We start from the raw sequence: 24,027 nt of genomic DNA on the forward strand, positions 1-24,027 counted from the left end.
GTAGGCTGTCCAGGTGGCAGAACCAGTGGTGCGCATCCCCGATGCGAAGGTCGCCCTGTCGACGGCCTCGGTCTACCCCGAGTCCACGGCGACGGCCTTCGAGATCGCCGCGCGCCTGGGGTACGACGGCGTCGAGGTCATGGTCTGGACCGACCCCGTCAGCCAGGACATCGAGGCCCTGCGCCGCCTCTCCGACTACCACCGGGTGCCGATCCTGGCGGTGCACGCCCCCTGCCTCCTGATCACCCAGCGCGTCTGGTCCACCGACCCCTGGGTCAAGCTCCAGCGGGCGAAGGCCGCCGCCGAGAAGCTCGGCGCCTCCACCGTCGTGGTGCACCCGCCGTTCCGGTGGCAGCGCACCTACGCCCGCGACTTCGTGACCGGAATCTGGCGGATGGCCGGCGAGACCGACGTCCGGTTCGCCGTCGAGAACATGTACCCCTGGCGCTACCGGGACCGCGAGATGCTCGCGTACGCCCCCGACTGGGACGTCACCAACGACGACTACCGGCACTTCACGGTCGACCTCTCGCACACCGCGACCGCCCGCACCGAGGCGCTCGCCATGGTGGACCGGATGGGCGACCGGCTCGCCCACGTCCACCTCGCCGACGGCAAGGGGTCGGCCAAGGACGAGCACCTGGTGCCCGGCCGGGGCGACCAGCCGTGCGCGGAGCTGCTGGAGCGCCTGGCCCGCACGGGCTTCGACGGCCATGTCGTCGTCGAGGTCAACACCCGCCGCGCGATGTCCTCCGCCGAACGCGAGGCCGATCTCGCGGAGGCGCTGGCCTTCACCCGGCTCCACCTGGCCACCTCCGCCGCCCCCGGCCCGTCCCCGAAGATCCACCGCCCGTGACCGGGGAACGTGATCCCCGGCCCGTGACCGAGGAGCCGAACCTCCGCCCGTGACCGAGGAACCCGTCCCGCCGACCGTGACCCCCGAAGCGCCCATGACCGAAGACGCCCCCGCCGCCCCGCGCCGCCGGGGCCGCCCCTCCCGCAAGGCCGCCGCCGAAGGCCCCGACGCCCGTACGCGCATCCTGGAGGCGGCCCGCGCGGAGTTCGCCGAGCGCGGCTACGACAAGACGTCGATCCGGGGCATCGCCAAGGCCGCCGGGGTCGACGCGGCCCTCGTCCACCACTACTTCGGTACGAAGGACGAGGTCTTCGCCGCCGCCGTCGAGGTCACCTTCGAACCCGCCCTGGTCCTCCCGGCCGTCCTCGGCGGCGATCCGGACGGCCTGGGGGAGCGGCTGGCGCGCTTCTTCCTCTCGGTGTGGGAGGATCCCGGCACCCGTACGCCCCTGCTGGCGATCCTGCGCTCGGCGGTCACCCACGAGGCGGCCGCGAACGTCCTGCGCGACTTCGTGCTGCGCCGGCTGCTGGAGCGGGTCGCGGCCGAGCTGGCCGTACCGGACCCGACCCTCCGGGCCGAGCTGGCCGCCTCGCACATGCTGGGCATCGTGATGCTCCGGTACGTGGTCCGCGCCGAGCCGCTCGCCTCCGCCGACCTGGAGGACATCGTCGCGATGGTGGCGCCCACGCTCCAGAGATACCTGGGCGAGGGCTGAAGCGGCGGGCGGAGACGGCGCGCACGCACCGGTGGGGGCGACCGCCCACCGGCCACCGCGTCCCGCATTCCGGACCGTCTGTCCAGATCTTGGATCCGGGGCGTACGCTCGAAGGCAGCCTTCTCTTCAACTGTCGGAGGCAGGTCCCCTGCCGAAGGAGCGAGCGACGATGCCCCAGCTGAGGTCCCGCACGGTCACCCACGGACGCAACATGGCGGGCGCGCGCGCCCTAATGCGCGCGTCGGGCGTAGCGAGCGCGGACATCGGCAAGCCGATCATCGCCGTCGCCAACTCGTTCACCGAGTTCGTCCCCGGCCACACCCACCTCGCCCCGGTCGGCCGGATCGTCTCCGAGGCGATCCAGGCCGCGGGCGCGGTCCCGCGCGAGTTCAACACCATCGCCGTGGACGACGGCATCGCGATGGGCCACGGCGGCATGCTCTACAGCCTGCCCTCCCGCGACCTGATCGCCGACTCCGTGGAGTACATGGTCGAGGCGCACTGCGCGGACGCCCTGATCTGCATCTCCAACTGCGACAAGATCACCCCGGGCATGCTGAACGCCGCCATGCGCCTCAACATCCCGACCGTCTTCGTCTCCGGCGGCCCGATGGAGGCCGGCAAAGCCACCCTCGTCGACGGCACCGTGCGAAAACTCGACCTGGTCAACGCGATCAGCGACGCGGTCGACGAGTCGATCTCCGACGAGGACATCCTCCGCATCGAGGAGAACGCCTGCCCCACCTGCGGCAGCTGCTCCGGCATGTTCACCGCCAACTCGATGAACTGCCTGACCGAGGCCCTCGGCCTCTCGCTCCCCGGCAACGGCTCCGTCCTCGCCACCCACACCGCACGCAAGGCGCTGTACGAGGAGGCCGGCCGCACGATCGTCGAGATCACCCGGCGCTACTACGAGCAGGACGACGCCACCGTCCTGCCGCGCTCCATCGGCACCCGCGCCGCGTTCGACAACGCGATGGCGCTGGACATCGCCATGGGCGGCTCGACCAACACCATCCTGCACCTGCTGGCCGCCGCCCAGGAGGCCGAGCTGGCCTACGACCTGGCCGACATCGACGCCGTCTCCCGCCGCGTCCCGTGCCTCTCCAAGGTCGCCCCCAACGTCGCCCCCGGCGGCACGTACTACATGGAGGACGTCCACCGCGCCGGCGGCATCCCCGCCCTCCTCGGCGAACTCCACCGCGGCGGCCTGCTCAACGAGGACGTCCACTCGGTGCACTCCGACACCCTCGCCGAGTGGCTGAAGGACTGGGACGTCCGCGGCGGCTCCCCGTCCCCCGAGGCCGTCGAGCTGTGGCACGCCGCCCCCGGCTGCGTCCGCTCCGCGACCGCCTTCTCGCAGTCCGAGCGGTGGGACACCCTCGACCTCGACGCTGCGGGCGGCTGCATCCGCGACGTCGGTCACGCCTACTCCGAGGACGGCGGCCTCGCCGTCCTCAAGGGCAACCTCGCCGAGGACGGCTGCGTTGTGAAGACGGCCGGCGTCGACGAGTCGATCTGGACCTTCGAGGGCCCCGCCGTCGTCTGCGAATCGCAGGACGAGGCCGTCGACAAGATCCTCCGCAAGGAGATCCAGCCGGGCGACGTCGTCGTCATCCGGTACGAGGGCCCGAGGGGCGGCCCCGGTATGCAGGAGATGCTCTACCCCACCTCCTTCCTCAAGGGCCGGGGCCTGGGCAAGGTCTGCGCCCTGGTCACCGACGGCCGCTTCTCCGGCGGCACGTCGGGCCTCTCCATCGGCCACGCCTCGCCGGAGGCGGCCTCCGGCGGCACCATCGCGCTCGTCGAGGACGGCGACCGGATTCGCATCGACATCCCGAACCGCTCCATCGAACTGCTCGTCGACGACGCCGCACTGGCGGCCCGCCGCGAGGCGCTGAACGGGGTGTACGCCCCGAAGAACCGCGACCGCAAGGTCTCGGCCGCACTGCGCGCCTACGCGGCGATGGCGACGAGCGCCGACCGGGGCGCGGTCCGCGACATCTCGAAGCTCGGCTGACGAGCCCGCCGCCTCAAGTGGCGGCCCCGGGCGACGCGGCCTCCCCGTGAGGCGGCTCCGGGCGACGCGTGCGAGCCCCTCCGCCGGTGCTGTCGGCGGAGGGGCCGCCCTTTTCCCGCCGTTCGTGCGATCCCTCCGGCGTTCCCGGCGGAGGGCGGTTCCTCGTCCACGGCCTGCCGGCGCCTCCTCAGCCGCTCCTCCCGCCTCCCCGGCGGCCTCGGGGCGACCGCCACGGGCCCTCAGACGCAGCAGCGGGGACCGGGGCAGAGCCCCGGAAAACCCGAGGGCGCGCCCGCCCTCACCAGTCGCCCGGGTCCGCCCCGTCCACCGCGAACACCGAGCCGTCCGGGGCCGTCCCCACCACCGTCCGCCCCACCGCCACCGGTGCGGGCAGCACGGACGCGTACGTCAGCTTCCCGTCGCTCAGCCGGGCCCGCGTCTGCCCCACCAGCGCACCCCGTGCCGTGTCGACCGCCAGCAACCGCCCGTCCGCCGCGGAGAAGTACAGCCGCCCGCCCTCCCCGAGCACCGGGGCCGACGCCCGCCCCACCCCGGTCTCCAGCCGCCACAGCTCCGCCCGCGCAGCGCCCGCCGCCGTGTCGACGGCCAGCAGCGAACCGCCCCGTCCCAGCAGGTACACCACCTCCCCAGCCATGACCGCCTGCGCCCCGTCCAGAGCGAAGGGCAGCGCGATCCGGGCGGTGGAACCGGACGCGGCCGCGTACCGGACCACCCCGACGGTGTCCGAGTTCGCGTCCATCGCCGTCAGCACCAGCTCCCCGGCCCCGGCCGCGGAGACCGGTGTCAGCACCCCGTCCAGCCGCCGCTGCCAGGACACCCGGCCGCTCTCCGCGTCCACCGCCGTGACGAGGGTCGACGCGCCCGAGGCCGCGTGCTCGACGGCGTAGGCGAGCCCGGACCCACCGTCGTACAGCGCGAAGCCCGGCCGTACGTGCCCCGCCAGCGGCTTCCTCCAGCGGGACGCCCCGCTCGCCCCGTCCAGCGCGCTCACCGTCCCGTCGTCCGCTACGGCCAGCAGGGTGCCGCCCGCCGGAAAGGCCGCACCGGGGCCCGCGGGCAGCGCGGTGTCCCGGACGGGGGTCCCCTGCACCGGGTCGAACGCCCGCAGCTTCCCGTCCGGACCGCCGGCCAGCACCACCGCGCCCGAGACGACCGGAGCGTGCGCGATCCCGTCCTCGGCGGACCGGGCCGACCAGACCACGCGCCCGTCCGCCGGGTCGATCCGGACCGTGCCGGCGCCGGCCGCCGAGCAGTACAGCGCGTCCCCGGCGCCGGCGCAGGCGGGCGTGGCGCTCCCGGTGGTCCGCAGCCCGGTACGCCAGGGAGTGACGGCACCCCGAGCCTTCGGCCCGTCCGTCTCCGCCTCGGGCCCCGGCCCCGGCGGGCCCGCCTCCGTACCGCCGCCGTCCCGCATCGCGTACGCCCCCGTCCCCGCCCCCGCCGCCAGCAGAAGCACCGCGGCGGCCACGACCAGCCGGGTCCGCGGCAGCCACGGGCGGCGGACCGGCGGCGCGGCCCGCACATGCGTGTCCTCCTCCGAACCGTCCCGCTCCCCGTCCGGCACGGCCGGCACCGCCGCCGCGACCGCCGCCCGCCGCCGCTGCGCCGGTACGAACGCCTCGGCCGCGTACGACGGCGGTCCCAGCGCGGCCATCACCTCGTCCGGCGTCGGCCGGTCCGCCGGGTCCTTCGCCAGGCACCGGGCGACCAGCGGGGCCAGCTCCCCGGGCACCCCGCCCAGATCCGGCTGATCGTGCACCACCTGGTACGCCACGATGTACGGGCTGTCCGAGTCGAACGGCCCCCGCCCCGTCGCCGCGTGGACGATCACGGCTCCCAGCGCGAAGACGTCGGCGGGCGGCCCCACCTCGCGCGGCCGCTGGAACTGCTCGGGAGCCATGTAGGGCGGCGACCCGATCAGCTTGCCGGTCTCGGTGCGCAGATCACTGTCGTACGGCCGGGAGATCCCGAAGTCGATGACCTTGGGGCCCCCGTCGGTCAGCAGGACGTTGCTCGGTTTCAGGTCGCGGTGGATGACACCGGCGCGGTGGATGTCCCGCAGCGCCTCGGCGAGTCCGGCGGTCAGCCTGCGCAGCGCGGCGGGGGCCATCGGGCCGTTCCGCTTCACCTGCTCGGCGAGCGTGGGCCCGGGAACGTACAGGGTGGCCATCCAGGGCCGGCCGGCCTCCGGATCGGCGTCGACGACGGGGGCGGTGAACGCCCCGCTCACGCGGCGCGCGGCCGCCACCTCCTGCCGGAACCGGGCCCTGAACTCGGTGTCCGCCGCGTGCGGCGCGTGCACGACCTTCACCGCGAGCTGCAGGCCCGAGGCCGAGCGGGCCAGATGCACGACCCCCATGCCGCCCGAGCCGAGGCGGGCTTCGAGCCGGTAGGCGCCGGCGTACTGCGGGAACTCCGCTTCCGGAAGCGCTCCGGGATCTCGCAGCGGCGGCATCGCCCACCCCCGTGTGTTCGTGCGCATGCGACGCACGGAGCCTAGTCGAAGGTGCGTGCGAGAAGCACGGTGCTTGCTAGCCTGCGCGTCGTACGCACAGGCGCGTACGGGACATATCAACGGGGGAGGCCCGCATGGGCGTTGAAGAGCACACGCAGGAACGGTCGGCGGCCGAGGCGGTGGCGACCGCGGAACGCGCGGCGGCGGGAGAGGCCGGGACCGCCTCGACCGGCACCCGCTACCCGATCGCCCCGGGCTACCGGGTCAACGTCCGCAGCGGACCGGGCACCGCCTACCGCATCGTCAGGACCCTGCCGTACGGGCAGAAGGTCCCGGTCTACTGCCAGAAGCCGGGGGAGTGGGTCACCGGCCCGTACGGCACGTCGAACATCTGGGACAACATCGCCAACGGCGAGTTCGTCTCGGACGCCTACGTCTACACGGGGCGTGACGGCTACATCGCACCGCGCTGCGACTGACGGCGCCGCCCGGGTACCGGGGGCGGCGGCGGGGGATAATCGACCCCGTGAGCGAGAACAGCGCAGCCCCCGGCACCCCGCCCGCCACGGCCCCGGGGCCGCGGCCCGAGCCGATCCGCTTCTTCGGCACGACCTGGGTCGACCACGACGGCGGTTACGGCCTGCGCCGCGCCGGCGTCGCCGCCGGTTCCCTGGCCGCCGCGGTGGCCGCCTGCTTCGTCCTGCGCTTCGCCTACCAGGGTCTGGAGATCGCGGAGGTCGGCGGTTTCGTCGGGGTGCTGGTCATCGCGATGTTCTCGATCTGCAGCGCCATCGCCTTCCGCAAGACCTGGGAGGGCTTCGGCGCCCGCCCCGAGGACCCGTCCCGCGAGGACGCCCTGCGCGGCCTGAAGTCCATCGGCTTCATCGGCTCGCTCCTCGCCTATTTCGTCCGCTCGCTCACCGAGGCCCCGGGCGAGAAGCTGCGCCGCGCCGAGTACGAGAGGGCCCGCGCCCAGTTCGAGAAGCGCCGCTCGGCCCGCACCGGCAACCCGGCGGCCCGCAAGGCCTCCGGCCGCAAGCGCCCGAAGCGCGGCTGAGCCCCGGGGCTCCGTCGACCGCACACACGGCTCGGCCCGCCGACATCACGTCGGCGGGCCGAGCCGTTTCGTATTCCTTCCCCCTCGTCCGTACCCGCCGAGCCCGTTGGGCAGCCCCGTCGGGCTTGACGAGCAGTCCCGTCGGGCGAATAATTCATCACATGATGAATTACGAGCACGGGGCGGCTCCGGCCACCCCCGCGACGCACCCGTCCCCGGACACACCCCCACCGCCGACCTCGGCGATCGCGGCCCGTGACCTCACCGTCGTCCGGGGCACCCGCACCGTCCTGCACGCCCTCGGCTTCACCGTCCCCTCCGGCAGCATCACCGGCCTTCTCGGCCCCTCAGGCTGCGGCAAGACCACGCTCATGCGGGCGGTGGTCGGCACCCAGGCCAAGGTCACCGGCGTCCTGGACGTCCTGGGCCACCCCGCCGGAGACCCGGCCCTGCGTCCCCGCATCGGCTACGTCACCCAGGCGCCCTCGGTCTACACCGACCTCACCGTCCGGCAGAACCTCGACTACTTCGCCGCCGTCCTGCACCCGGGCCGCGCCCACCGGGACGCCCGTCGCGAGGCCGTCACCCGCGCCATCGACGACGTCGACCTGACCACCCGCGCCGACGCCCTCGCCAGCGCCCTCTCCGGGGGGCAGCGCAGCCGCGTCTCGCTGGCCGTCGCCCTGCTCGGCACCCCGGACCTGCTGGTCCTGGACGAGCCGACCGTCGGCCTCGACCCCGTACTCCGCCGGGACCTCTGGGACCTCTTCCACCGCCTGGCCGACCGCGGGACCACGATCCTCATCTCGTCCCACGTCATGGACGAGGCCGAGCGCTGCCACCGCCTGCTCCTGATGCGCGACGGCCGGATCCTCGCCGAGGACACCCCCGACGCGCTCCGCCGCCGCACCAACTCCGCCACCGTCGAGGAGGCGTTCCTCCGCCTGGTCGACGCCGAACCGACCGACCCGGACCGGGCCGGGGGCCACGGAGCCGACGAGCGTCCCGCCGACAAGACCGCCGCACCCCTCACCGAGGAGTCCCCCCGATGAACGCCACCGCGGGCCGTGTCCTGCGCCAGCTGACCCACGACCCCCGCACGATCGCGCTCCTGGTCATCGTCCCGGTCCTGCTGATCACTCTGCTCCGCTACGTCTTCGACGGCGCGCCCGGCACCTTCGACGCGACCGGGGCCTCCCTGCTCGGCATCTTCCCGCTGATCACGATGTTCCTGGTGACCTCGATCGCCACCCTGCGCGAACGCACCACGGGCACCCTCGAACGCCTCCTCGCCCTCCCACTGGGCAAGGGCGGCCTGATCGGCGGGTACGCCCTCGCGTTCGGCGCGGTCGCGGTCGTCCAGTCGGCACTCGCGACGGCCGTCTCCGTCTGGCTGCTGGGCCTCGACGTCGTCGGCTCCCCCTGGCTGCTGCTCCTGGTCGCCCTGCTCGACGCCCTGCTCGGCACCGCGCTCGGCCTGTTCGTCTCGGCGTTCGCCGCGTCCGAGTTCCAGGCGGTCCAGTTCATGCCCGCGGTGATCTTCCCCCAGCTCCTGCTGTGCGGCCTGTTCACCCCGCGCGAGGCGATGCACCCGGTCCTGGAGGCGATCTCCAACGTCCTGCCGATGTCGTACGCCGTCGACGGTATGAACCAGGTCCTCCAGCACTCCGACATCACCGGCGACTTCGTCCGCGACGTCGTCGTGGTCGCGGGAAGCGCCCTGCTGGTCCTCTGCCTCGGCGCGATCACCCTCCGCCGCCGTACGCCGTGAGCACCCCGATGCGAGGATGTCGGGCAGCAGCACCGGACCAGCCCACAGCACCGTACGGCCCAGCACCGCCCGGAGGGTGAACACATGACCCAGACAGTCGCAGTCCTCGGCACCGGAAAGATCGGCGAGGCCCTGCTCAGCGGGATGATCCGGGCGGGCTGGCGACCGGCCGACATCCTGGTGACCACCCGCCGCGGCGACCGGGCCCGGGAACTGCACACGCGGTACGGCGTCGAGTCCGTCACCAACGCGGAGGCGGCGAAGAACGCCGACATCCTCATCCTCGCGGTCAAGCCGCAGGACATGGGCAAGCTCCTGGACGAACTCGCCCCGCACGCCACCGCCGACCGCCTGGTCATCAGCGCGGCGGCCGGCATCACCACCGTGTTCATCGAGGAGCGGCTCACCCCGGACACCCCGGTGGTCCGGGTCATGCCCAACACCCCGGTCCTCGTCGACGAGGGGATGTCCGTCATCTCGGCAGGACGCCACGCCACGGGCGCCCACCTCGCCACCGCCGAGGCGATCTTCGGCGGCGTCGGCAAGACCCTGCGTGTCCCGGAGTCCCAGCAGGACGCGGCGACCGCCCTCTCCGGCTCCGGCCCCGCCTACTTCTACTTCCTGGTCGAGGCCATGACCGACGCGGGCATCCTCCTCGGTCTGCCCCGCGCCCAGGCCCACGACCTCATCGTCCAGGCCGCCATCGGCGCCGCCGTCATGCTCCGGGACAGCGGCGAACACCCGGTCAAGCTGCGCGAGGCCGTCACCAGCCCGGCCGGCACCACGATCAGCGCGATCCGCGAGCTGGAGAACCACGGAGTGCGCGCGGCCCTCATCGCCGCCCTGGAGGCAGCACGCGACCGCAGCCGCGAACTGGCCACCGGCAACGGCTGACCCGGGACTCCTGCCGGGGGTTGACACACCCCCGGCAGATCCGTAGTGTGCTCCGAGTTGTCCGACGTGAGCGCCGACCCCGGTCGGTCCCCGGACAGCCATTCCGCAGTAACCACGAGAAGACACGCGACGTTCCGTCGCATGCCTTTTCGCGTGCCTGCGCGAAATGAGGAATCCGCGTTCGAAGGAACGCCCCCGATTAGCGTCGGGGCCCGGGAATCCGCTAAAGTCTCACTCGTCGGAACGGCCCAACAGCCGGGAAGACGAACCCCGCTGACTGGGAATCAGGCCCGAAAGGATCTGATAGAGTCGGACTCGCCGGAAAGGGAAAGCGCGAAAGCGGTGGACCTGGAAAGCGAAACTGCACGGCCCGCTTCGACCGGGAATCGGACACGGAAGAGTCTGATAGAGTCGGAAACGCAAGACAGCAGGACAAAGAAAAAACGAAGGGAAGCGCCCGGAGGGCCCCGGTGATACGGGACCGAAGGAAGCGTCCGTTCCTTGAGAACTCAACAGCGTGCCAAAAGTCAACGCCAGATATGTTGATACCCCGTCTCCGGCCGTTTTGGTCGGGACGCGGTTCCTTTTGAAATACACAGCGAGGACGCTGTGAACAACCGGTCTCATTCCGACCGGTTGTTCCGCTCTCGTGTGTGTGCACCCGATCACGGGTAAACATTCACGGAGAGTTTGATCCTGGCTCAGGACGAACGCTGGCGGCGTGCTTAACACATGCAAGTCGAACGATGAAATCACTTCGGTGGTGGATTAGTGGCGAACGGGTGAGTAACACGTGGGCAATCTGCCCTTCACTCTGGGACAAGCCCTGGAAACGGGGTCTAATACCGGATACCACTTCGTCCCGCATGGGACGGGGTTGAAAGCTCCGGCGGTGAAGGATGAGCCCGCGGCCTATCAGCTTGTTGGTGGGGTAATGGCCTACCAAGGCGACGACGGGTAGCCGGCCTGAGAGGGCGACCGGCCACACTGGGACTGAGACACGGCCCAGACTCCTACGGGAGGCAGCAGTGGGGAATATTGCACAATGGGCGAAAGCCTGATGCAGCGACGCCGCGTGAGGGATGACGGCCTTCGGGTTGTAAACCTCTTTCAGCAGGGAAGAAGCGCAAGTGACGGTACCTGCAGAAGAAGCGCCGGCTAACTACGTGCCAGCAGCCGCGGTAATACGTAGGGCGCAAGCGTTGTCCGGAATTATTGGGCGTAAAGAGCTCGTAGGCGGCTTGTCACGTCGGATGTGAAAGCCCGGGGCTTAACCCCGGGTCTGCATTCGATACGGGCTAGCTAGAGTGTGGTAGGGGAGATCGGAATTCCTGGTGTAGCGGTGAAATGCGCAGATATCAGGAGGAACACCGGTGGCGAAGGCGGATCTCTGGGCCATTACTGACGCTGAGGAGCGAAAGCGTGGGGAGCGAACAGGATTAGATACCCTGGTAGTCCACGCCGTAAACGTTGGGAACTAGGTGTTGGCGACATTCCACGTCGTCGGTGCCGCAGCTAACGCATTAAGTTCCCCGCCTGGGGAGTACGGCCGCAAGGCTAAAACTCAAAGGAATTGACGGGGGCCCGCACAAGCAGCGGAGCATGTGGCTTAATTCGACGCAACGCGAAGAACCTTACCAAGGCTTGACATATACCGGAAAGCATCAGAGATGGTGCCCCTTGTGGTCGGTATACAGGTGGTGCATGGCTGTCGTCAGCTCGTGTCGTGAGATGTTGGGTTAAGTCCCGCAACGAGCGCAACCCTTGTTCTGTGTTGCCAGCATGCCCTTCGGGGTGATGGGGACTCACAGGAGACTGCCGGGGTCAACTCGGAGGAAGGTGGGGACGACGTCAAGTCATCATGCCCCTTATGTCTTGGGCTGCACACGTGCTACAATGGCCGGTACAATGAGCTGCGATGCCGCGAGGCGGAGCGAATCTCAAAAAGCCGGTCTCAGTTCGGATTGGGGTCTGCAACTCGACCCCATGAAGTCGGAGTTGCTAGTAATCGCAGATCAGCATTGCTGCGGTGAATACGTTCCCGGGCCTTGTACACACCGCCCGTCACGTCACGAAAGTCGGTAACACCCGAAGCCGGTGGCCCAACCCCTTGTGGGAGGGAGCTGTCGAAGGTGGGACTGGCGATTGGGACGAAGTCGTAACAAGGTAGCCGTACCGGAAGGTGCGGCTGGATCACCTCCTTTCTAAGGAGCATCTAGATTCCGCAAGGAATCCAGAGCCACTACGTCGGCAGATGTCCGACGGTGGTCAGCTCATGGGTGGAACGTTGACTATTCGGCACGACAGGTTGATCACTGCTAGTACTGCTTCGGCGTGGAACGTGGTGAGGGATCGGTTGTGTCGGGCACGTTGTTGGGTGTCTGAGGGTACGGCCGTAAGGCAGCCTTCTGATCCGGTCCCAGTGAACTCGTCTGCAAGGGCGGGGTGGTGGGTGGCTGGTCGTTGTTTGAGAACTGCACAGTGGACGCGAGCATCTGTGGCCAAGTTTTTAAGGGCGCACGGTGGATGCCTTGGCACCAGGAACCGATGAAGGACGTGGGAGGCCACGATAGTCCCCGGGGAGCTGTCAACCGAGCTGTGATCCGGGGGTTTCCGAATGGGGAAACCCGGCAGTCGTCATGGGCTGTCACCCGCTGCTGAACACATAGGCAGTGTGGAGGGAACGAGGGGAAGTGAAACATCTCAGTACCCTCAGGAAGAGAAAACAACCGTGATTCCGGGAGTAGTGGCGAGCGAAACTGGATGAGGCCAAACCGTATGCGTGTGATACCCGGCAGGGGTTGCGTATGCGGGGTTGTGGGATCTCTCTGTCATGGTCTGCCGGCTGTGAGACGAGTCAGAAACCGTTGGTGTAGGCGAAGGACATGCGAAAGGTCCGGCGTAGAGGGTAAGACCCCCGTAGCTGAAACATCAGCGGCTTGTTTGAGAGACACCCAAGTAGCACGGGGCCCGAGAAATCCCGTGTGAATCTGGCGGGACCACCCGCTAAGCCTAAATATTCCCTGGTGACCGATAGCGGATAGTACCGTGAGGGAATGGTGAAAAGTACCGCGGGAGCGGAGTGAAATAGTACCTGAAACCGTGTGCCTACAAGCCGTGGGAGCGTCGCTGGCAGCACTTGTGCTGTCAGTCGTGACTGCGTGCCTTTTGAAGAATGAGCCTGCGAGTTAGCGGTGTGTAGCGAGGTTAACCCGTGTGGGGAAGCCGTAGCGAAAGCGAGTCCGAACAGGGCGTTTGAGTTGCACGCTCTAGACCCGAAGCGGAGTGATCTAGCCATGGGCAGGTTGAAGCGGAGGTAAGACTTCGTGGAGGACCGAACCCACCAGGGTTGAAAACCTGGGGGATGACCTGTGGTTAGGGGTGAAAGGCCAATCAAACTCCGTGATAGCTGGTTCTCCCCGAAATGCATTTAGGTGCAGCGTCGTGTGTTTCTTGCCGGAGGTAGAGCACTGGATAGGCGATGGGCCCTACCGGGTTACTGACCTTAGCCAAACTCCGAATGCCGGTAAGTGAGAGCGCGGCAGTGAGACTGTGGGGGATAAGCTCCATGGTCGAGAGGGAAACAGCCCAGAGCATCGACTAAGGCCCCTAAGCGTACGCTAAGTGGGAAAGGATGTGGAGTCGCAGAGACAACCAGGAGGTTGGCTTAGAAGCAGCCATCCTTGAAAGAGTGCGTAATAGCTCACTGGTCAAGTGATTCCGCGCCGACAATGTAGCGGGGCTCAAGCGTACCGCCGAAGTCGTGTCAATCCAGCATGAGGGCCAACGCCCGTTGGGTTGGGTAGGGGAGCGTCGTGTGCCGGGTGAAGCAGCCGCGGAAGCGAGTTGTGGACGGTTCACGAGTGAGAATGCAGGCATGAGTAGCGATACACACGTGAGAAACGTGTGCGCCGATTGACTAAGGGTTCCTGGGTCAAGCTGATCTGCCCAGGGTAAGTCGGGACCTAAGGCGAGGCCGACAGGCGTAGTCGATGGACAACCGGTTGATATTCCGGTACCCGCTTTGAAACGCCCAGTACTGAATCAGGCGATGCTAAGTCCGTGAAGCCGGCCCGATCTCTTCGGAGTTGAGGGTAGTGGTGGAGCCGATGAACCAGACTTGTAGTAGGTAAGCGATGGGGTGACGCAGGAAGGTAGTCCAGCCCGGGTGGTGGTTGTCCCGGGGTAAGGGTGTAGGACGCACGGTAGGTAAATCCGTCGTGCATGGAGTCTGAGACCTGATGCCGAGCCGATTGTGGTGAAGTGGATGATCCTATGCTGTCGAGAAAAGCCTCTAGCGAGTTTCATGGCGGCCCGTACCCTAAACCGACTCAGGTGGTCAGGTAGAGAATACCGAGGCGTTCGGGTGAACTATGGTTAAGGAACTCGGCAAAATGCCCCGTAACTTCGGGAGAAGGGGGGCCATTTCTGGTGATAGCACGTGCTGCTTGAGCTGGGGGTGGCCGCAGAGACCAGCGAGAAGCGACTGTTTACTAAAAACACAGGTCCGTGCGAAGCCGTAAGGCGATGTATACGGACTGACGCCTGCCCGGTGCTGGAACGTTAAGGGGACCGGTTAGCTGCTCTTCGGGGTGGCGAAGCTGAGAACTTAAGCGCCAGTAAACGGCGGTGGTAACTATAACCATCCTAAGGTAGCGAAATTCCTTGTCGGGTAAGTTCCGACCTGCACGAATGGCGTAACGACTTCTCGACTGTCTCAACCATAGGCCCGGTGAAATTGCACTACGAGTAAAGATGCTCGTTTCGCGCAGCAGGACGGAAAGACCCCGGGACCTTTACTACAGTTTGATATTGGTGTTCGGTTCGGCTTGTGTAGGATAGGTGGGAGACTGTGAAGCGGCCACGCCAGTGGTTGTGGAGTCGTCGTTGAAATACCACTCTGGTCGTGCTGGATGTCTAACCTGGGTCCGTGATCCGGATCAGGGACAGTGTCTGATGGGTAGTTTAACTGGGGCGGTTGCCTCCTAAAGAGTAACGGAGGCGCCCAAAGGTTCCCTCAGCCTGGTTGGTAATCAGGTGTTGAGTGTAAGTGCACAAGGGAGCTTGACTGTGAGACCGACGGGTCGAGCAGGGACGAAAGTCGGGACTAGTGATCCGGCAGTGGCTTGTGGAAGCGCTGTCGCTCAACGGATAAAAGGTACCCCGGGGATAACAGGCTGATCTTCCCAAGAGTCCATATCGACGGGATGGTTTGGCACCTCGATGTCGGCTCGTCGCATCCTGGGGCTGGAGTCGGTCCCAAGGGTTGGGCTGTTCGCCCATTAAAGCGGTACGCGAGCTGGGTTTAGAACGTCGTGAGACAGTTCGGTCCCTATCCGCTGTGCGCGTAGGAATATTGAGAAGGGCTGTCCCTAGTACGAGAGGACCGGGACGGACGAACCTCTGGTGTGCCAGTTGTTCTGCCAAGGGCATGGCTGGTTGGCTACGTTCGGAAAGGATAACCGCTGAAAGCATCTAAGCGGGAAGCCTGCTTCGAGATGAGTATTCCCACCTCCTTTGAGGGGTTAAGGCTCCCAGTAGACGACTGGGTTGATAGGCCAGATGTGGAAGCCCGGTAACGGGTGGAGCTGACTGGTACTAATAGGCCGAGGGCTTGTCCTCAGTTGCTCGCGTCCACTGTGTTAGTTCTGAAATAACGAACGGCTGTGTTGTTGCCCGGTTGGTTTGATTGTTTCATAGTGTTTCGGTGGTCATTGCGTTAGGGAAACGCCCGGTTACATTCCGAACCCGGAAGCTAAGCCTTTCAGCGCCGATGGTACTGCAGGGGGGACCCTGTGGGAGAGTAGGACGCCGCCGAACAATTATTGTGGGAAAGCCCCGTGCCCTTGTGGCACGGGGCTTTTCTGCGTTCTGAACGTCTAGGGTCGGACCATGCGCTACGAACTGGTCATCTTCGACAACGACGGTGTGCTCGTCGACAGCGAGCCGCTCGCGAACACCGTCCTCTCCGGCTACCTGACCGAACTCGGTCACCCCACCACGTACGAGGAATCGCTGCGTGACTACATGGGGTCCGCCGTGCACCGGGTCCATGATCTCGTCGAGGAGAGGACCGGGCAGAAGCTGCCCGAGGACTTCGACTCCACGCTCAGCGCCCGTACGTTCGCCGCCTTCCAGCAGGAACTGGTGGCGGTCGACGGAGCCGAGGAACTGCTCGGGAAGCTCGTCGCGGACGGGGTGGACTACTGCGTCGCCTCCTCCGGGAGCCATGAGCGGATCCGGGTCGGGCACCGCAGGACCGGGATCGACCAGTGGTTCGAGGAGGAGTGGATCTTCAGCTCGGAGGACGTCGGGCGGGGCAAGCCGGCACCGGACCTGTTTCTCCACGCCGCCGAGCGCATGGGCGTCGCCCCCGAAAGGTGCGTCGTCATCGAGGACAGCCCGCTCGGGGTCGAAGCGGCACGGGCGGCCGGGATGGACGTGTACGGGTTCACCTCGATGGTGCCCGCCGACCGGCTCGTCGGAGTGACCGGGCATTTCTCGGACATGGCCCAGCTGCCCCAGCTGCTCGCCTGAAGCCCCCTCGGACGTCGCCCGTCCGGAAACTGCTCGACTGATCTCTCTACCCATGGGTAGCGGCTGGCTCTACGCTCGCCGCCATGACTGATGCGGGCTTGCGGCACGGCAGGGCCTCCCTGGGGCTGAGCTTCGGCGTGCAGGGCGTGGCGTTCGCTCTTCTGGTGACGCGTATCCCCGCCATCCAGGACCGGTACGGGATATCCGACGGGCTGCTGCCCGTCTTCCTCGCCGCTGTCCCGATCCTGGCGGGGGCCGGCAGCGTGGCCACCGAGAAGGCGGTCGCGCGGGTCCGGCCGAGCGTCGTCCTGCGGTGGGCCCAGCCCTTCGTCCTCCTCGCGCTCCTGGGCGTGGGCGCCGGGCGGGAGATGTGGCAGGTCGCCGTCGCCCTCGGGGTGTTCGGGCTGGCCGTCGGGGCGCTCGACGCCTCCATGAACATGCTGGGCGTCAGCCTCCAACGGGCCTACGGACGCAGCATCATGACCGGCTTTCATGCTGTCTGGAGCCTCGGCGGGATCGCGGGGGCGTCCCTGGCATGGGCCGGGGCGCGGTGGGAGCTGTCGTTGCTCGCGTCCTACCTGCCCGTCGTCGCCGTGCTGCTGCCCGCCGCGCTGATCGCGAGCCGGTGGTACACGGAGGGGACGGGCCCGGAGCGGAAGGGCCCGGCGGGGGAGGCGGCGGACGCCGCGGATGCTGGTGGGGTCGCCGATGCCGGTGCGGGGAGTGCCGGCGGAGCGATCTCCTTCAAGCTGCTGCTGCCGCTCTGCCTCATCATGACCTTCGCCTACATCGGGGATTCGACCGTCTCCAACTGGAGTGCCAAGTACCTCCAGGACGTGCTGGGCAGCTCGGAGCAGCTCGCGACCGTTCCGTACAACGTCTACATGGTGACGACGCTGCTGGGGCGGGCCGTGGGGGACCTCGGGGTGCGGCGGTTCGGGGCGGTCGCCGTGGTGCGGGGCGGGAGTCTGCTGGCGGCCGGCGGGTTCGCGGTCGTGGCGGTCGCGCCCGGGGCCTGGGTGGGGATGCTCGGGTTCACGATGCTCGGGTTCGGGCTCTGCGTGATCGTGCCGCAGACCTTCGCCGCCGCCGGGCGGATGTTCCCGGGGAGCAGCGATGCCGCCGTGGCCCGGCTGAATATCTTCAACTATGTGGGGTTCCTGGTCGGTTCGCCGCTCGTGGGTGCTCTGGGGGATGCGTGGAGTTATCGCGGGGCCATGCTCGTACCGATGGTTCTGGTGCTGGCGACGCTCGTGTATGCCCGCGCGTTCGGGCCGGAGCCCGCCCGATACGGTGGCGGGCATGAGCGGCCGCGCACAGCTGATGTGGGATGACGCAGTTACGGGATACGACTTCGGGGACACCCACCCCATGGACCCGGTCCGGCTCGCCCTGACGATGGGGCTGGTGCGGGCGTTCGGGCTCGATACGGCGGTGGATCTGCGGTCGGCGAAGCCCGTGGGGGACTCCACCCTGCGGCTCGTCCACCGGCAGGACTACGTGGCGGCCGTGCGGGCCGCCTCCGCGGATCCGCGGGCCGCCGACCAGAACTACGGGCTCGGCACCGTGGACGATCCGGCGTTCACCGGGATGCACGAGGTGTCCGCGTTGATCGCCGGGCTGTCGGTGGGGGCCGCGGAGGCCGTGTGGCGGGGCGAGACCGAGCACGCGGTGAACTTCACCGGGGGGCTGCATCACGCCATGCCGGGGTCGGCCGCCGGGTTCTGCGTCTACAACGACCCGGCCCTCGCCATCGCCCGGCTGCTGGAGCTGGGCGCGGAGCGGGTCGCGTACGTCGATGTGGACGTCCACCACGGGGACGGGGTGCAGGCGGCGTTCTGGGAGGACCCGCGCGTTCTGACGATCTCGTTGCACGAGCACCCGCGGACGCTCTTCCCGCAGACCGGGTGGCCGGAGGAGACCGGGGCCGGGGCCGGGGAGGGTTCCGCGGTGAACGTGGCGCTTCCGGCCGGGACCGGGGACGAGGGGTGGCTGCGGGCCTTCCACGCGGTGGTGCCCGAGCTGCTGGCGGACTTCCGGCCCCAGGTGCTCGTCACCCAGCACGGGGCCGACACGCACTTCGAGGACCCGCTCGCCCACCTCGCCGTGTCGCTGGACGCCCAGCGGGCGGTCATGGAGTCCTGCCACCGGCTGGCCCACGATCACGCCGACGGGCGCTGGATGGCGCTCGGCGGCGGCGGGTACGCGGTGGTGGACGTGGTGCCCCGGTCGTGGACGCACCTCGTGGGGATCGCCGCGCACGCTCCGGTCGACCCGGAGTCGGTGGTGCCGCCGTCCTGGCGTGATCTGGTCTACGCCCGGACGCGGCAGCTGGGTCCCGGGCGGATGACGGACGGGCGTACGCCGTCGTGGAAGGCGTGGGAGGACGGGTACGACCCGGCGGACCGGCTGGACCAGGCGGTGCTGGCGTCCCGGAAGGCCGCCTTCCCGCTGCGGGGGCTGCTGACCTGAGAGGGCGCCGAGCGGGGCATTGTGCCGTGCGTTACGCCAACGGTGGGGCGTAACGGGATTCCGGCCCGCTCCGGCTCCGCGATACGGCAGCATCCCAGGGGTGTTGAGCACCGGGGCGCTGCGCGCCCATCTGCTGGCGGCCCGGCTGGCCGGGCCCGTGGCCACCTCGCGCGAGACCAGTCTGCGCAGCTACCGGCTGTTCGCCGCCCGGGACCCGCGGGTGATGCTGGGGCTCGCGCCGGAGCGGGCCTGGGGCGAGAGCGAGCTGTTGCGGCTGATGGCGGACCGGTGCGGGGTCTCGGCCGACCCCGCCCGGGTGAGCGGTCCCGACGCGATCGACCCGGACCGGACGGTGGCCGCGCTGGACGCCTTCGCGGAGCGGTTGGCGCTGGTGGCCGAGCGGCGGGCTCCGGTGCTGCTGGGGACCGGTCATCCGCACCGGCTGCTCGGGTTCTACGCCGGGCTGGCAGACGCTCTGTCGGCGGCGGGCTGTCCTGTTCTCACCCCTGCGCAGGGGCGATGTGTCGACATAACGACCCGGTTTGGCGTACGTACGTACCGTCTCGACTACGTACGGGGTGTCGCCCTGGTGCGCGAGCCCGGGGGGCGGCCCACCGGGGGTGAGACCGGCGCGCACACGCATTCGCCGCTTCCCGTGCGGCTCGCGCTCCAGGGGGCGGCGGAGCGGCTCGGAGTCCTGCCCGAGCTGGTGATCGGGGATCACGGCTGGGTCTGCGGTGCAGGTCAGCTGGGGATCGAGGCGATCGGGCCGGCGGACACGGACGATCCGGCGCTGTTCGTGGGGGAGGCGGAGGGGCGGGTGTCCGTGGTCGTGCCGGTCGACGACGGCGTACGGGCGCCGTTCTACCGGCCGTTGACGCGCTATGTGCTCAATCGGGCCCGTCTGTCACAGTAAGCCGTCGATCGCCTCCCCTCTTCCCCACTCGCATCACCCGCCCCTAATCTGGGGAGTGAGCGCACAACGACGAAGAGTCACCGGAGGGGAAGCCGGTGCGCGTCCGGTGCGGAGGGACAGGTGGATCATGGCTGCTGACAACGAGAGGCCTCTCAACGAGGTCAAGTTTCTGACCGTGGCGGAAGTCGCCTCGGTCATGCGCGTGTCGAAGATGACGGTGTACCGCCTGGTGCACAGCGGTCATCTGCCGGCGATCCGGGTGGGCAGGTCCTTCCGGGTGCCGGAGCAAGCGGTTCACGCGTATCTCCGCGAGTCCTTCGTGGGGGTGGAATCAGCCTGAGGTCAGCCTCGGGTTGCCCGCGGATTACGTCCCTCGGACAGGGGCGGGTAGGCTAGGCCGACGTAGGTCGTGTGGGCCCAGACGCCCCGCACCAGTGAAGAAGAAGTGAGCGAGGGTAGTCGTGGGCTCTGTTATCAAGAAGCGGCGCAAGCGGATGGCCAAGAAGAAGCACCGCAAGCTGCTCAAGCGCACGCGCGTTCAGCGTCGCAACAAGAAGTAAGCGAACGCAGTTCGTGACATCCGCAGCCCCTCCGCCGTTCCGGTGGAGGGGCTGCGGTGCGTTACAGGGAACCGTCCACCCGCTACGGTGACCGCCAGGGAAGTTACCGCGGGAAGCAGGGGAACAGGGAAGCAGGGTTCGGCTTCCCGTGCCGACGGAAGGCGCTGGCTTTGGGGAAGGTCGTCCTCGTCACAGGAGTGGCCCGGCAGCTGGGGGGCCGCTTCGTCCGGCGCGTCCAGCGCGACCCCGGGGTGGACCGGGTGATCGCCGTCGACGCGGTGCCGCCCCCGCACAGGCTGGGCGGCGCGGAGTTCGTCCGCGCCGACATCCGGCAGTCGGCCCTGGCGCGGATCCTGGCCGAGTACGCCGTCGACACGGTGGTCCACCTGGACGTCTCCGGCAAGGCGCTCGGCGCCGGCGGCCGGACGGCGGTCAAGGAGACCAACGTCATCGGCACCATGCAGCTGCTCGGCGCCTGCCAGAAGTCGCCGACGGTGCAGCGGCTCGTGGTGAAGTCCAGCACGAGCGTGTACGGGTCGGCTCCCCGCGACCCGGCCGTGTTCACCGAGACCACCCCGCCCAAGTCGCTGCCGAGCGGTGGCTTCGCGAAGGACGCGGTGGAGGTCGAGGGGTACGTACGGGGCTTCGCCCGCCGCCGCCCGGACGTGGCGGTGTGCGTGCTGCGGTTCGCCAACATCCTGGGGCCGCACCCGGACTCGCCGCTGGCGGACTATCTGTCGCTGCCCGTCCTGCCGACCGTCTTCGGCTACGACCCGCGGCTCCAGTTCGTGCACGAGGACGATGTGATCGACGTTCTCGGCATCGCGGCGAGTGAGCCCCGGCGCGGAACGCTGAACAGCGGCACGTTCAACATCGCCGGTGACGGGGTGCTGCTGCTGTCGCAGTGTTCGCGGCGGCTGGGGAAGCCGACCGTCCCCGTGCTGCTGCCCGCCGTCACCTGGGTCGGCTCGGCGCTCCGCACGGTCGGCATGACCGACTTCTCGCCGGAGCAGATCCGGCTGCTCACCCATGGCCGGGTGGTGTCCACGGTGCAGATGCGCGAGACCCTCGGTTTCCGGCCGGAGTTCACCACGGCGGAGACCTTCGCCGAGTTCGCGCGGAGCCGGGGGCCGGGGCTGCTGCCGCCGGAGACGCTGGGCAGGGCGGTGGACCGGCTGGCGGCGTTGCCGCTGCCGGGAGGCGCCGGACCGCGGGAGCGCGGGGCCGGCGCGGTACAGACGACTCACGGGGCCAGGTAGAGGAGCGCACCGACGATGGCGGATGCCAAGGTCATTCCGTTCGACGACGACCGTTCGCGTTCCGGTGGTGGTGCGCGTCCGGCGCGGCGCAGGACCGGGGCGGGCGGTGGCCGGGGCGACGGCTCCGCCGCCGCGGTGAGCGCCCTGCCGGGGGCGCAGGTCCCGGAGCGGCCCGGTCGCCTGCCCGACGGGTCCCCCCAGGCCGTGGAGGCAGGCGGTGGTTCCCCGGAGCCCGGTCCGGACGCGGCCGGCGCGGAACGCTCGTCGGCCGGGGGCTGGGAGCGGCGGATCGCGGGCGGGCTCGCGTTCCTGCGGCGGCGGGTCACCGGTGATTACGACGTCGACGAGTTCGGGTACGACCGGGAGCTCACCGACCAGGTCCTGATGTCGGTGCTGCGGCCGCTGGCGGACACGTACTTCCGGGTCGAGGTGAAGGGCATCGAGAACATCCCGTCGGACGGCGGGGCGCTCATCGTGGCCAACCACTCCGGGACGTTGCCGCTGGACGGGCTGATGCTCCAGGTCGCGGTGCACGACAACCATCCGGCCGAGCGCCATCTGCGGCTGCTCGCCGCCGATCTGGTCTTCCACCTCCCGGTCGTCAACGAGCTGGCGCGCAAGGCCGGTCACACGCTGGCCTGTGCGGAGGACGCACAGCGGCTGCTGGAGCTGGGGGAGATCGTCGGGGTGATGCCGGAGGGGTTCAAGGGCATCGGCAAGCCGTTCGGCGAGCGCTACAAGCTGCAGCGCTTCGGGCGGGGCGGGTTCGTGTCGACGGCGCTGCGGGCGGGGGCGCCGATCGTGCCGTGCTCGATCGTGGGGGCGGAGGAGATCTACCCGATGATCGGGAACGCGAAGACGCTGGCCCGCCTGCTGGGCTTTCCGTACTTCCCGATCACGCCGACGTTCCCGTGGCTGGGGCCGCTGGGTGCGCTGCCGCTGCCGACGAAGTGGACGATCCAGTTCGGCGAGCCGATTCCGACGGACGGCTATCCGCCGGAGGCGGCGGAGGATCCGATGCTGATGTTCAACCTGACGGACCAGGTGCGGGAGCAGATCCAGCACACGCTGTACAAGCTGCTGGTGCAGCGGAGGTCGGTCTTCTTCTGAGCCCGCGCGGACGGGGCGCGGTGCGGATGCCCGGGCACGCCTCGCGTGGTGCCTCGGCACGGATGCTCCGGGATGTGGGAGGGGGCCGGTACGCGGATCGCGTGCCGGCCCCCTCCCGTTTCGGTTCTACGGCCTGAGGTTCTCGCCGTCGATGCCGAGGCCGGGGAGGAGTCCCGGCAGGAGCGGGGGCAGGGTGACGTCCGGGGCGGCGGGTGTGCTCGGACGGTTCTCGGAGGGCTGCGGGGCGAGCTCGTCGGTGGGGAGTTCGTCCAGCAGGCCGTCCGTGCCGCCGCCGAGCAGGCCGTCGTCGGGGGTGGCGTCGGAGGAGCCCGAGGATCCGGAGGGCTGGGGGTCCGCGCTGCCGTCGGTGCGGTCTCCGGGCTTCTCGGGGGAGGCCGGGGGCGCGCTGGTGTCGGTGCGGGGGGAGCCCTCGCCGGGGGCGGTGGTGGTGTCGGAGCGGCCGGTGCCCTTGTTCTCGCCGGGGGGACGGGGGAGGAGGGACTGGAGCGGTGCGACCTCCTCGTCCATGGCGTCGAAGACGGAGGTGACCTCGTCGCGGACGTCGGTGAGCTGGACGGGCAGCCGGTCGCGGAGGCTGCTCCAGGTGTCGCGGTGCGAGCGGGAGAAGGTGTCCAGGGTCTGGATGGGGCCGATCGCTCCGTCGCGCTGGTAGGCGGAGCGGAGCAGGCGGTGGCCCTCGGAGGCGTCGTGGGACATGCCGTTGAGTGCGCGTCTGACGGCGCCGAGGGATTCGTGGTCCAGGGCGCCGGAGCGGCCGCGCTCCATGAGTCTGCGGGCCTCGCTGAGCCGGGTGGAGGCCTGGTCGAGGTAGGCCTCACCGCGGTCGGTGTCGCCCTTGGCCATGCCGAGGCTGAGGTCCTCCATCCCGCGCTTGAGCCCGTACAGGGAATCACCGGGGAGGGCGTCGGAGCTGGCGGCGGCCACGCCGCCGAATGCTCCCGCGGCCACGCCGACGGTGAGCCCGCCGGCGGTGAGCCCCTTCGCCCAGCGGGAGCGGGGTCGCAGTTTCCGCAGTGGTGAGGCCCGGTGGGCTCCCTTGCCCCGTTGCACGGGCACCGTAGGGCCCGTGGACGCGCCGCCCTCGGCGAACATGGCCTCCATGGCGGCGACGAGCTGGGCTCGCTGCACCACTTTGACCTCGGGGTCCAACTGCGGCTTCGGTAGCTCACCGAGGCCGTTCGCCAGGGCCAACAGCGGTCCGCGGTCGGCCTGGTCGGCCGGCTCAGCGGGCTCTGCGGCCGCCGCACCCTGGGGGGTCTGCTCCTCCAGGGCCTGGGCGAAGGCGTTCGCCCGCCGGTGTGCCGAGACGTTTGCGATCACTGGCGGCACCTCCTCTCGTCATGACGGTCGACTCCCCTGGCGG

At 69.1% G+C, this 24,027-nt stretch carries 18 protein-coding genes and 3 rRNA genes; 19 read left to right on the forward strand and 2 right to left on the reverse strand.

All coding sequences use genetic code 11. The features are described 5' to 3' along the window. Window positions 1-25: 25 nt before the first annotated feature. The 3 genes from KME66_RS19110 to ilvD all read left to right on the forward strand — a co-directional run bounded on the left by KME66_RS19110 (window position 26) and on the right by ilvD (window position 3,591). Window positions 26-856 carry a sugar phosphate isomerase/epimerase gene (locus tag KME66_RS19110; protein WP_216329463.1) on the forward strand — a complete coding sequence of 277 codons (831 nt, stop codon included), beginning with the start codon at window positions 26-28 and terminating at the stop codon, window positions 854-856. Window positions 857-950: 94 nt separating this feature from the next. Beyond that, on the forward strand, window positions 951-1,571 hold the full coding sequence (locus KME66_RS19115; RefSeq protein ID WP_073225718.1) for a TetR family transcriptional regulator: 621 nt from the start codon (window positions 951-953) through the stop codon (window positions 1,569-1,571). 169 nt (window positions 1,572-1,740) lie between these two features. Next, window positions 1,741-3,591, forward strand: coding sequence for a dihydroxy-acid dehydratase (gene ilvD / locus KME66_RS19120; RefSeq protein WP_216324036.1), 1,851 nt, complete (start codon window positions 1,741-1,743; stop codon window positions 3,589-3,591). Window positions 3,592-3,889: 298 nt separating this feature from the next. Here ilvD and KME66_RS19125 read toward each other — a convergent pair whose 3' ends face one another. Further along, window positions 3,890-6,067 carry a PQQ-binding-like beta-propeller repeat protein gene (locus tag KME66_RS19125; protein ID WP_216329464.1) on the reverse strand — a complete coding sequence of 726 codons (2,178 nt, stop codon included), beginning with the start codon at window positions 6,065-6,067 and terminating at the stop codon, window positions 3,890-3,892. Between the two features lie 134 nt (window positions 6,068-6,201). On the opposite strand from KME66_RS19125, the gene KME66_RS19130 reads away from it, so the two are divergent. The 16 genes from KME66_RS19130 to KME66_RS19205 all read left to right on the forward strand — a co-directional run bounded on the left by KME66_RS19130 (window position 6,202) and on the right by KME66_RS19205 (window position 22,643). Continuing rightward, entirely contained in the window at window positions 6,202-6,546 is a 345-nt protein-coding gene (locus KME66_RS19130) for an SH3 domain-containing protein (protein WP_073225712.1), read from the forward strand. 47 nt (window positions 6,547-6,593) lie between these two features. Beyond that, a complete protein-coding gene (locus KME66_RS19135) occupies window positions 6,594-7,124 on the forward strand; it encodes a hypothetical protein (protein WP_216324038.1) in 531 nt (176 codons plus the stop codon). Between the two features lie 161 nt (window positions 7,125-7,285). Continuing rightward, window positions 7,286-8,176, forward strand: a complete 891-nt coding sequence (locus tag KME66_RS19140) for an ABC transporter ATP-binding protein (protein ID WP_216324041.1) — start codon at window positions 7,286-7,288, stop codon at window positions 8,174-8,176. Then, window positions 8,173-8,895 (forward strand): ABC transporter permease, encoded by a 723-nt coding sequence (locus tag KME66_RS19145; protein ID WP_073225706.1) that lies wholly within the window; start codon window positions 8,173-8,175, stop codon window positions 8,893-8,895. Before KME66_RS19140 ends, KME66_RS19145 begins: the two co-directional genes overlap by 4 nt. Window positions 8,896-8,979: 84 nt before the next feature. Then, a complete protein-coding gene (proC, locus tag KME66_RS19150; RefSeq protein ID WP_216324043.1) occupies window positions 8,980-9,789 on the forward strand; it encodes a pyrroline-5-carboxylate reductase in 810 nt (269 codons plus the stop codon). A gap of 678 nt (window positions 9,790-10,467) precedes the next feature. Further along, window positions 10,468-11,993, forward strand: a 16S ribosomal RNA gene (locus KME66_RS19155). A gap of 295 nt (window positions 11,994-12,288) precedes the next feature. Continuing rightward, window positions 12,289-15,411 (forward strand): 23S ribosomal RNA (locus KME66_RS19160). 81 nt (window positions 15,412-15,492) lie between these two features. After that, window positions 15,493-15,609 (forward strand): 5S ribosomal RNA (gene rrf, locus KME66_RS19165). The 16S, 23S and 5S rRNA genes sit together here, the layout of an rRNA operon. 72 nt (window positions 15,610-15,681) lie before the next feature. Beyond that, the gene (locus KME66_RS19170) at window positions 15,682-16,326 is read left to right on the forward strand and encodes an HAD family phosphatase (protein WP_073227795.1); all 645 of its coding nucleotides are present in this window, start codon (window positions 15,682-15,684) and stop codon (window positions 16,324-16,326) included. An 83-nt stretch (window positions 16,327-16,409) separates the two neighbouring features. Then, entirely contained in the window at window positions 16,410-17,660 is a 1,251-nt protein-coding gene (locus KME66_RS19175; RefSeq protein ID WP_216324046.1) for an MFS transporter, read from the forward strand. After that, entirely contained in the window at window positions 17,629-18,798 is a 1,170-nt protein-coding gene (locus KME66_RS19180) for an acetoin utilization protein AcuC (protein ID WP_073227801.1), read from the forward strand. The genes KME66_RS19175 and KME66_RS19180 overlap by 32 nt, the downstream gene beginning before the upstream one ends. A 100-nt stretch (window positions 18,799-18,898) precedes the next feature. Next, the gene (locus KME66_RS19185; protein WP_216324049.1) at window positions 18,899-19,714 is read left to right on the forward strand and encodes a phosphatase; all 816 of its coding nucleotides are present in this window, start codon (window positions 18,899-18,901) and stop codon (window positions 19,712-19,714) included. Window positions 19,715-19,841: 127 nt separating this feature from the next. After that, entirely contained in the window at window positions 19,842-20,054 is a 213-nt protein-coding gene (locus KME66_RS19190; protein ID WP_029182680.1) for a helix-turn-helix domain-containing protein, read from the forward strand. Window positions 20,055-20,175: 121 nt separating this feature from the next. Continuing rightward, entirely contained in the window at window positions 20,176-20,274 is a 99-nt protein-coding gene (locus KME66_RS19195; protein WP_003948845.1) for an AURKAIP1/COX24 domain-containing protein, read from the forward strand. A 170-nt stretch (window positions 20,275-20,444) separates the two neighbouring features. Continuing rightward, on the forward strand, window positions 20,445-21,533 hold the full coding sequence (locus tag KME66_RS19200; RefSeq protein ID WP_073227807.1) for an NAD-dependent epimerase/dehydratase family protein: 1,089 nt from the start codon (window positions 20,445-20,447) through the stop codon (window positions 21,531-21,533). Window positions 21,534-21,548: 15 nt separating this feature from the next. Then, on the forward strand, window positions 21,549-22,643 hold the full coding sequence (locus tag KME66_RS19205; protein WP_216324052.1) for a lysophospholipid acyltransferase family protein: 1,095 nt from the start codon (window positions 21,549-21,551) through the stop codon (window positions 22,641-22,643). A 126-nt stretch (window positions 22,644-22,769) separates the two neighbouring features. On the opposite strand, the gene KME66_RS19210 is transcribed toward KME66_RS19205, so the two are convergent. Further along, window positions 22,770-23,984, reverse strand: coding sequence for a DUF5667 domain-containing protein (locus tag KME66_RS19210; protein WP_073227813.1), 1,215 nt, complete (start codon window positions 23,982-23,984; stop codon window positions 22,770-22,772). Between the last annotated feature and the right edge of the window lie 43 nt (window positions 23,985-24,027).

Origin of the sequence: Streptomyces sp. YPW6 (genome assembly GCF_018866325.1) — a bacterium.
Lineage (GTDB): Bacteria > Actinomycetota > Actinomycetes > Streptomycetales > Streptomycetaceae > Streptomyces.

What these genes read in the sequence shown, in the direction of transcription:
- KME66_RS19180 (WP_073227801.1), top strand. Translation starts at nt 17,629, where the DNA reads ATGAGCGGCCGCGCACAGCTGATGTGGGATGACGCAGTTACGGGATAC.
- KME66_RS19205 (WP_216324052.1), top strand. Translation starts at nt 21,549, where the DNA reads ATGGCGGATGCCAAGGTCATTCCGTTCGACGACGACCGTTCGCGTTCC.
- KME66_RS19145 (WP_073225706.1), top strand. Translation starts at nt 8,173, where the DNA reads ATGAACGCCACCGCGGGCCGTGTCCTGCGCCAGCTGACCCACGACCCC.
- KME66_RS19125 (WP_216329464.1), bottom strand. Translation starts at nt 6,067, where the DNA reads ATGCCGCCGCTGCGAGATCCCGGAGCGCTTCCGGAAGCGGAGTTCCCG.
- ilvD (WP_216324036.1), top strand. Translation starts at nt 1,741, where the DNA reads ATGCCCCAGCTGAGGTCCCGCACGGTCACCCACGGACGCAACATGGCG.
- proC (WP_216324043.1), top strand. Translation starts at nt 8,980, where the DNA reads ATGACCCAGACAGTCGCAGTCCTCGGCACCGGAAAGATCGGCGAGGCC.
- KME66_RS19170 (WP_073227795.1), top strand. Translation starts at nt 15,682, where the DNA reads ATGCGCTACGAACTGGTCATCTTCGACAACGACGGTGTGCTCGTCGAC.
- KME66_RS19130 (WP_073225712.1), top strand. Translation starts at nt 6,202, where the DNA reads ATGGGCGTTGAAGAGCACACGCAGGAACGGTCGGCGGCCGAGGCGGTG.
- KME66_RS19115 (WP_073225718.1), top strand. Translation starts at nt 951, where the DNA reads ATGACCGAAGACGCCCCCGCCGCCCCGCGCCGCCGGGGCCGCCCCTCC.
- KME66_RS19190 (WP_029182680.1), top strand. Translation starts at nt 19,842, where the DNA reads ATGGCTGCTGACAACGAGAGGCCTCTCAACGAGGTCAAGTTTCTGACC.
- KME66_RS19175 (WP_216324046.1), top strand. Translation starts at nt 16,410, where the DNA reads ATGACTGATGCGGGCTTGCGGCACGGCAGGGCCTCCCTGGGGCTGAGC.
- KME66_RS19140 (WP_216324041.1), top strand. Translation starts at nt 7,286, where the DNA reads ATGATGAATTACGAGCACGGGGCGGCTCCGGCCACCCCCGCGACGCAC.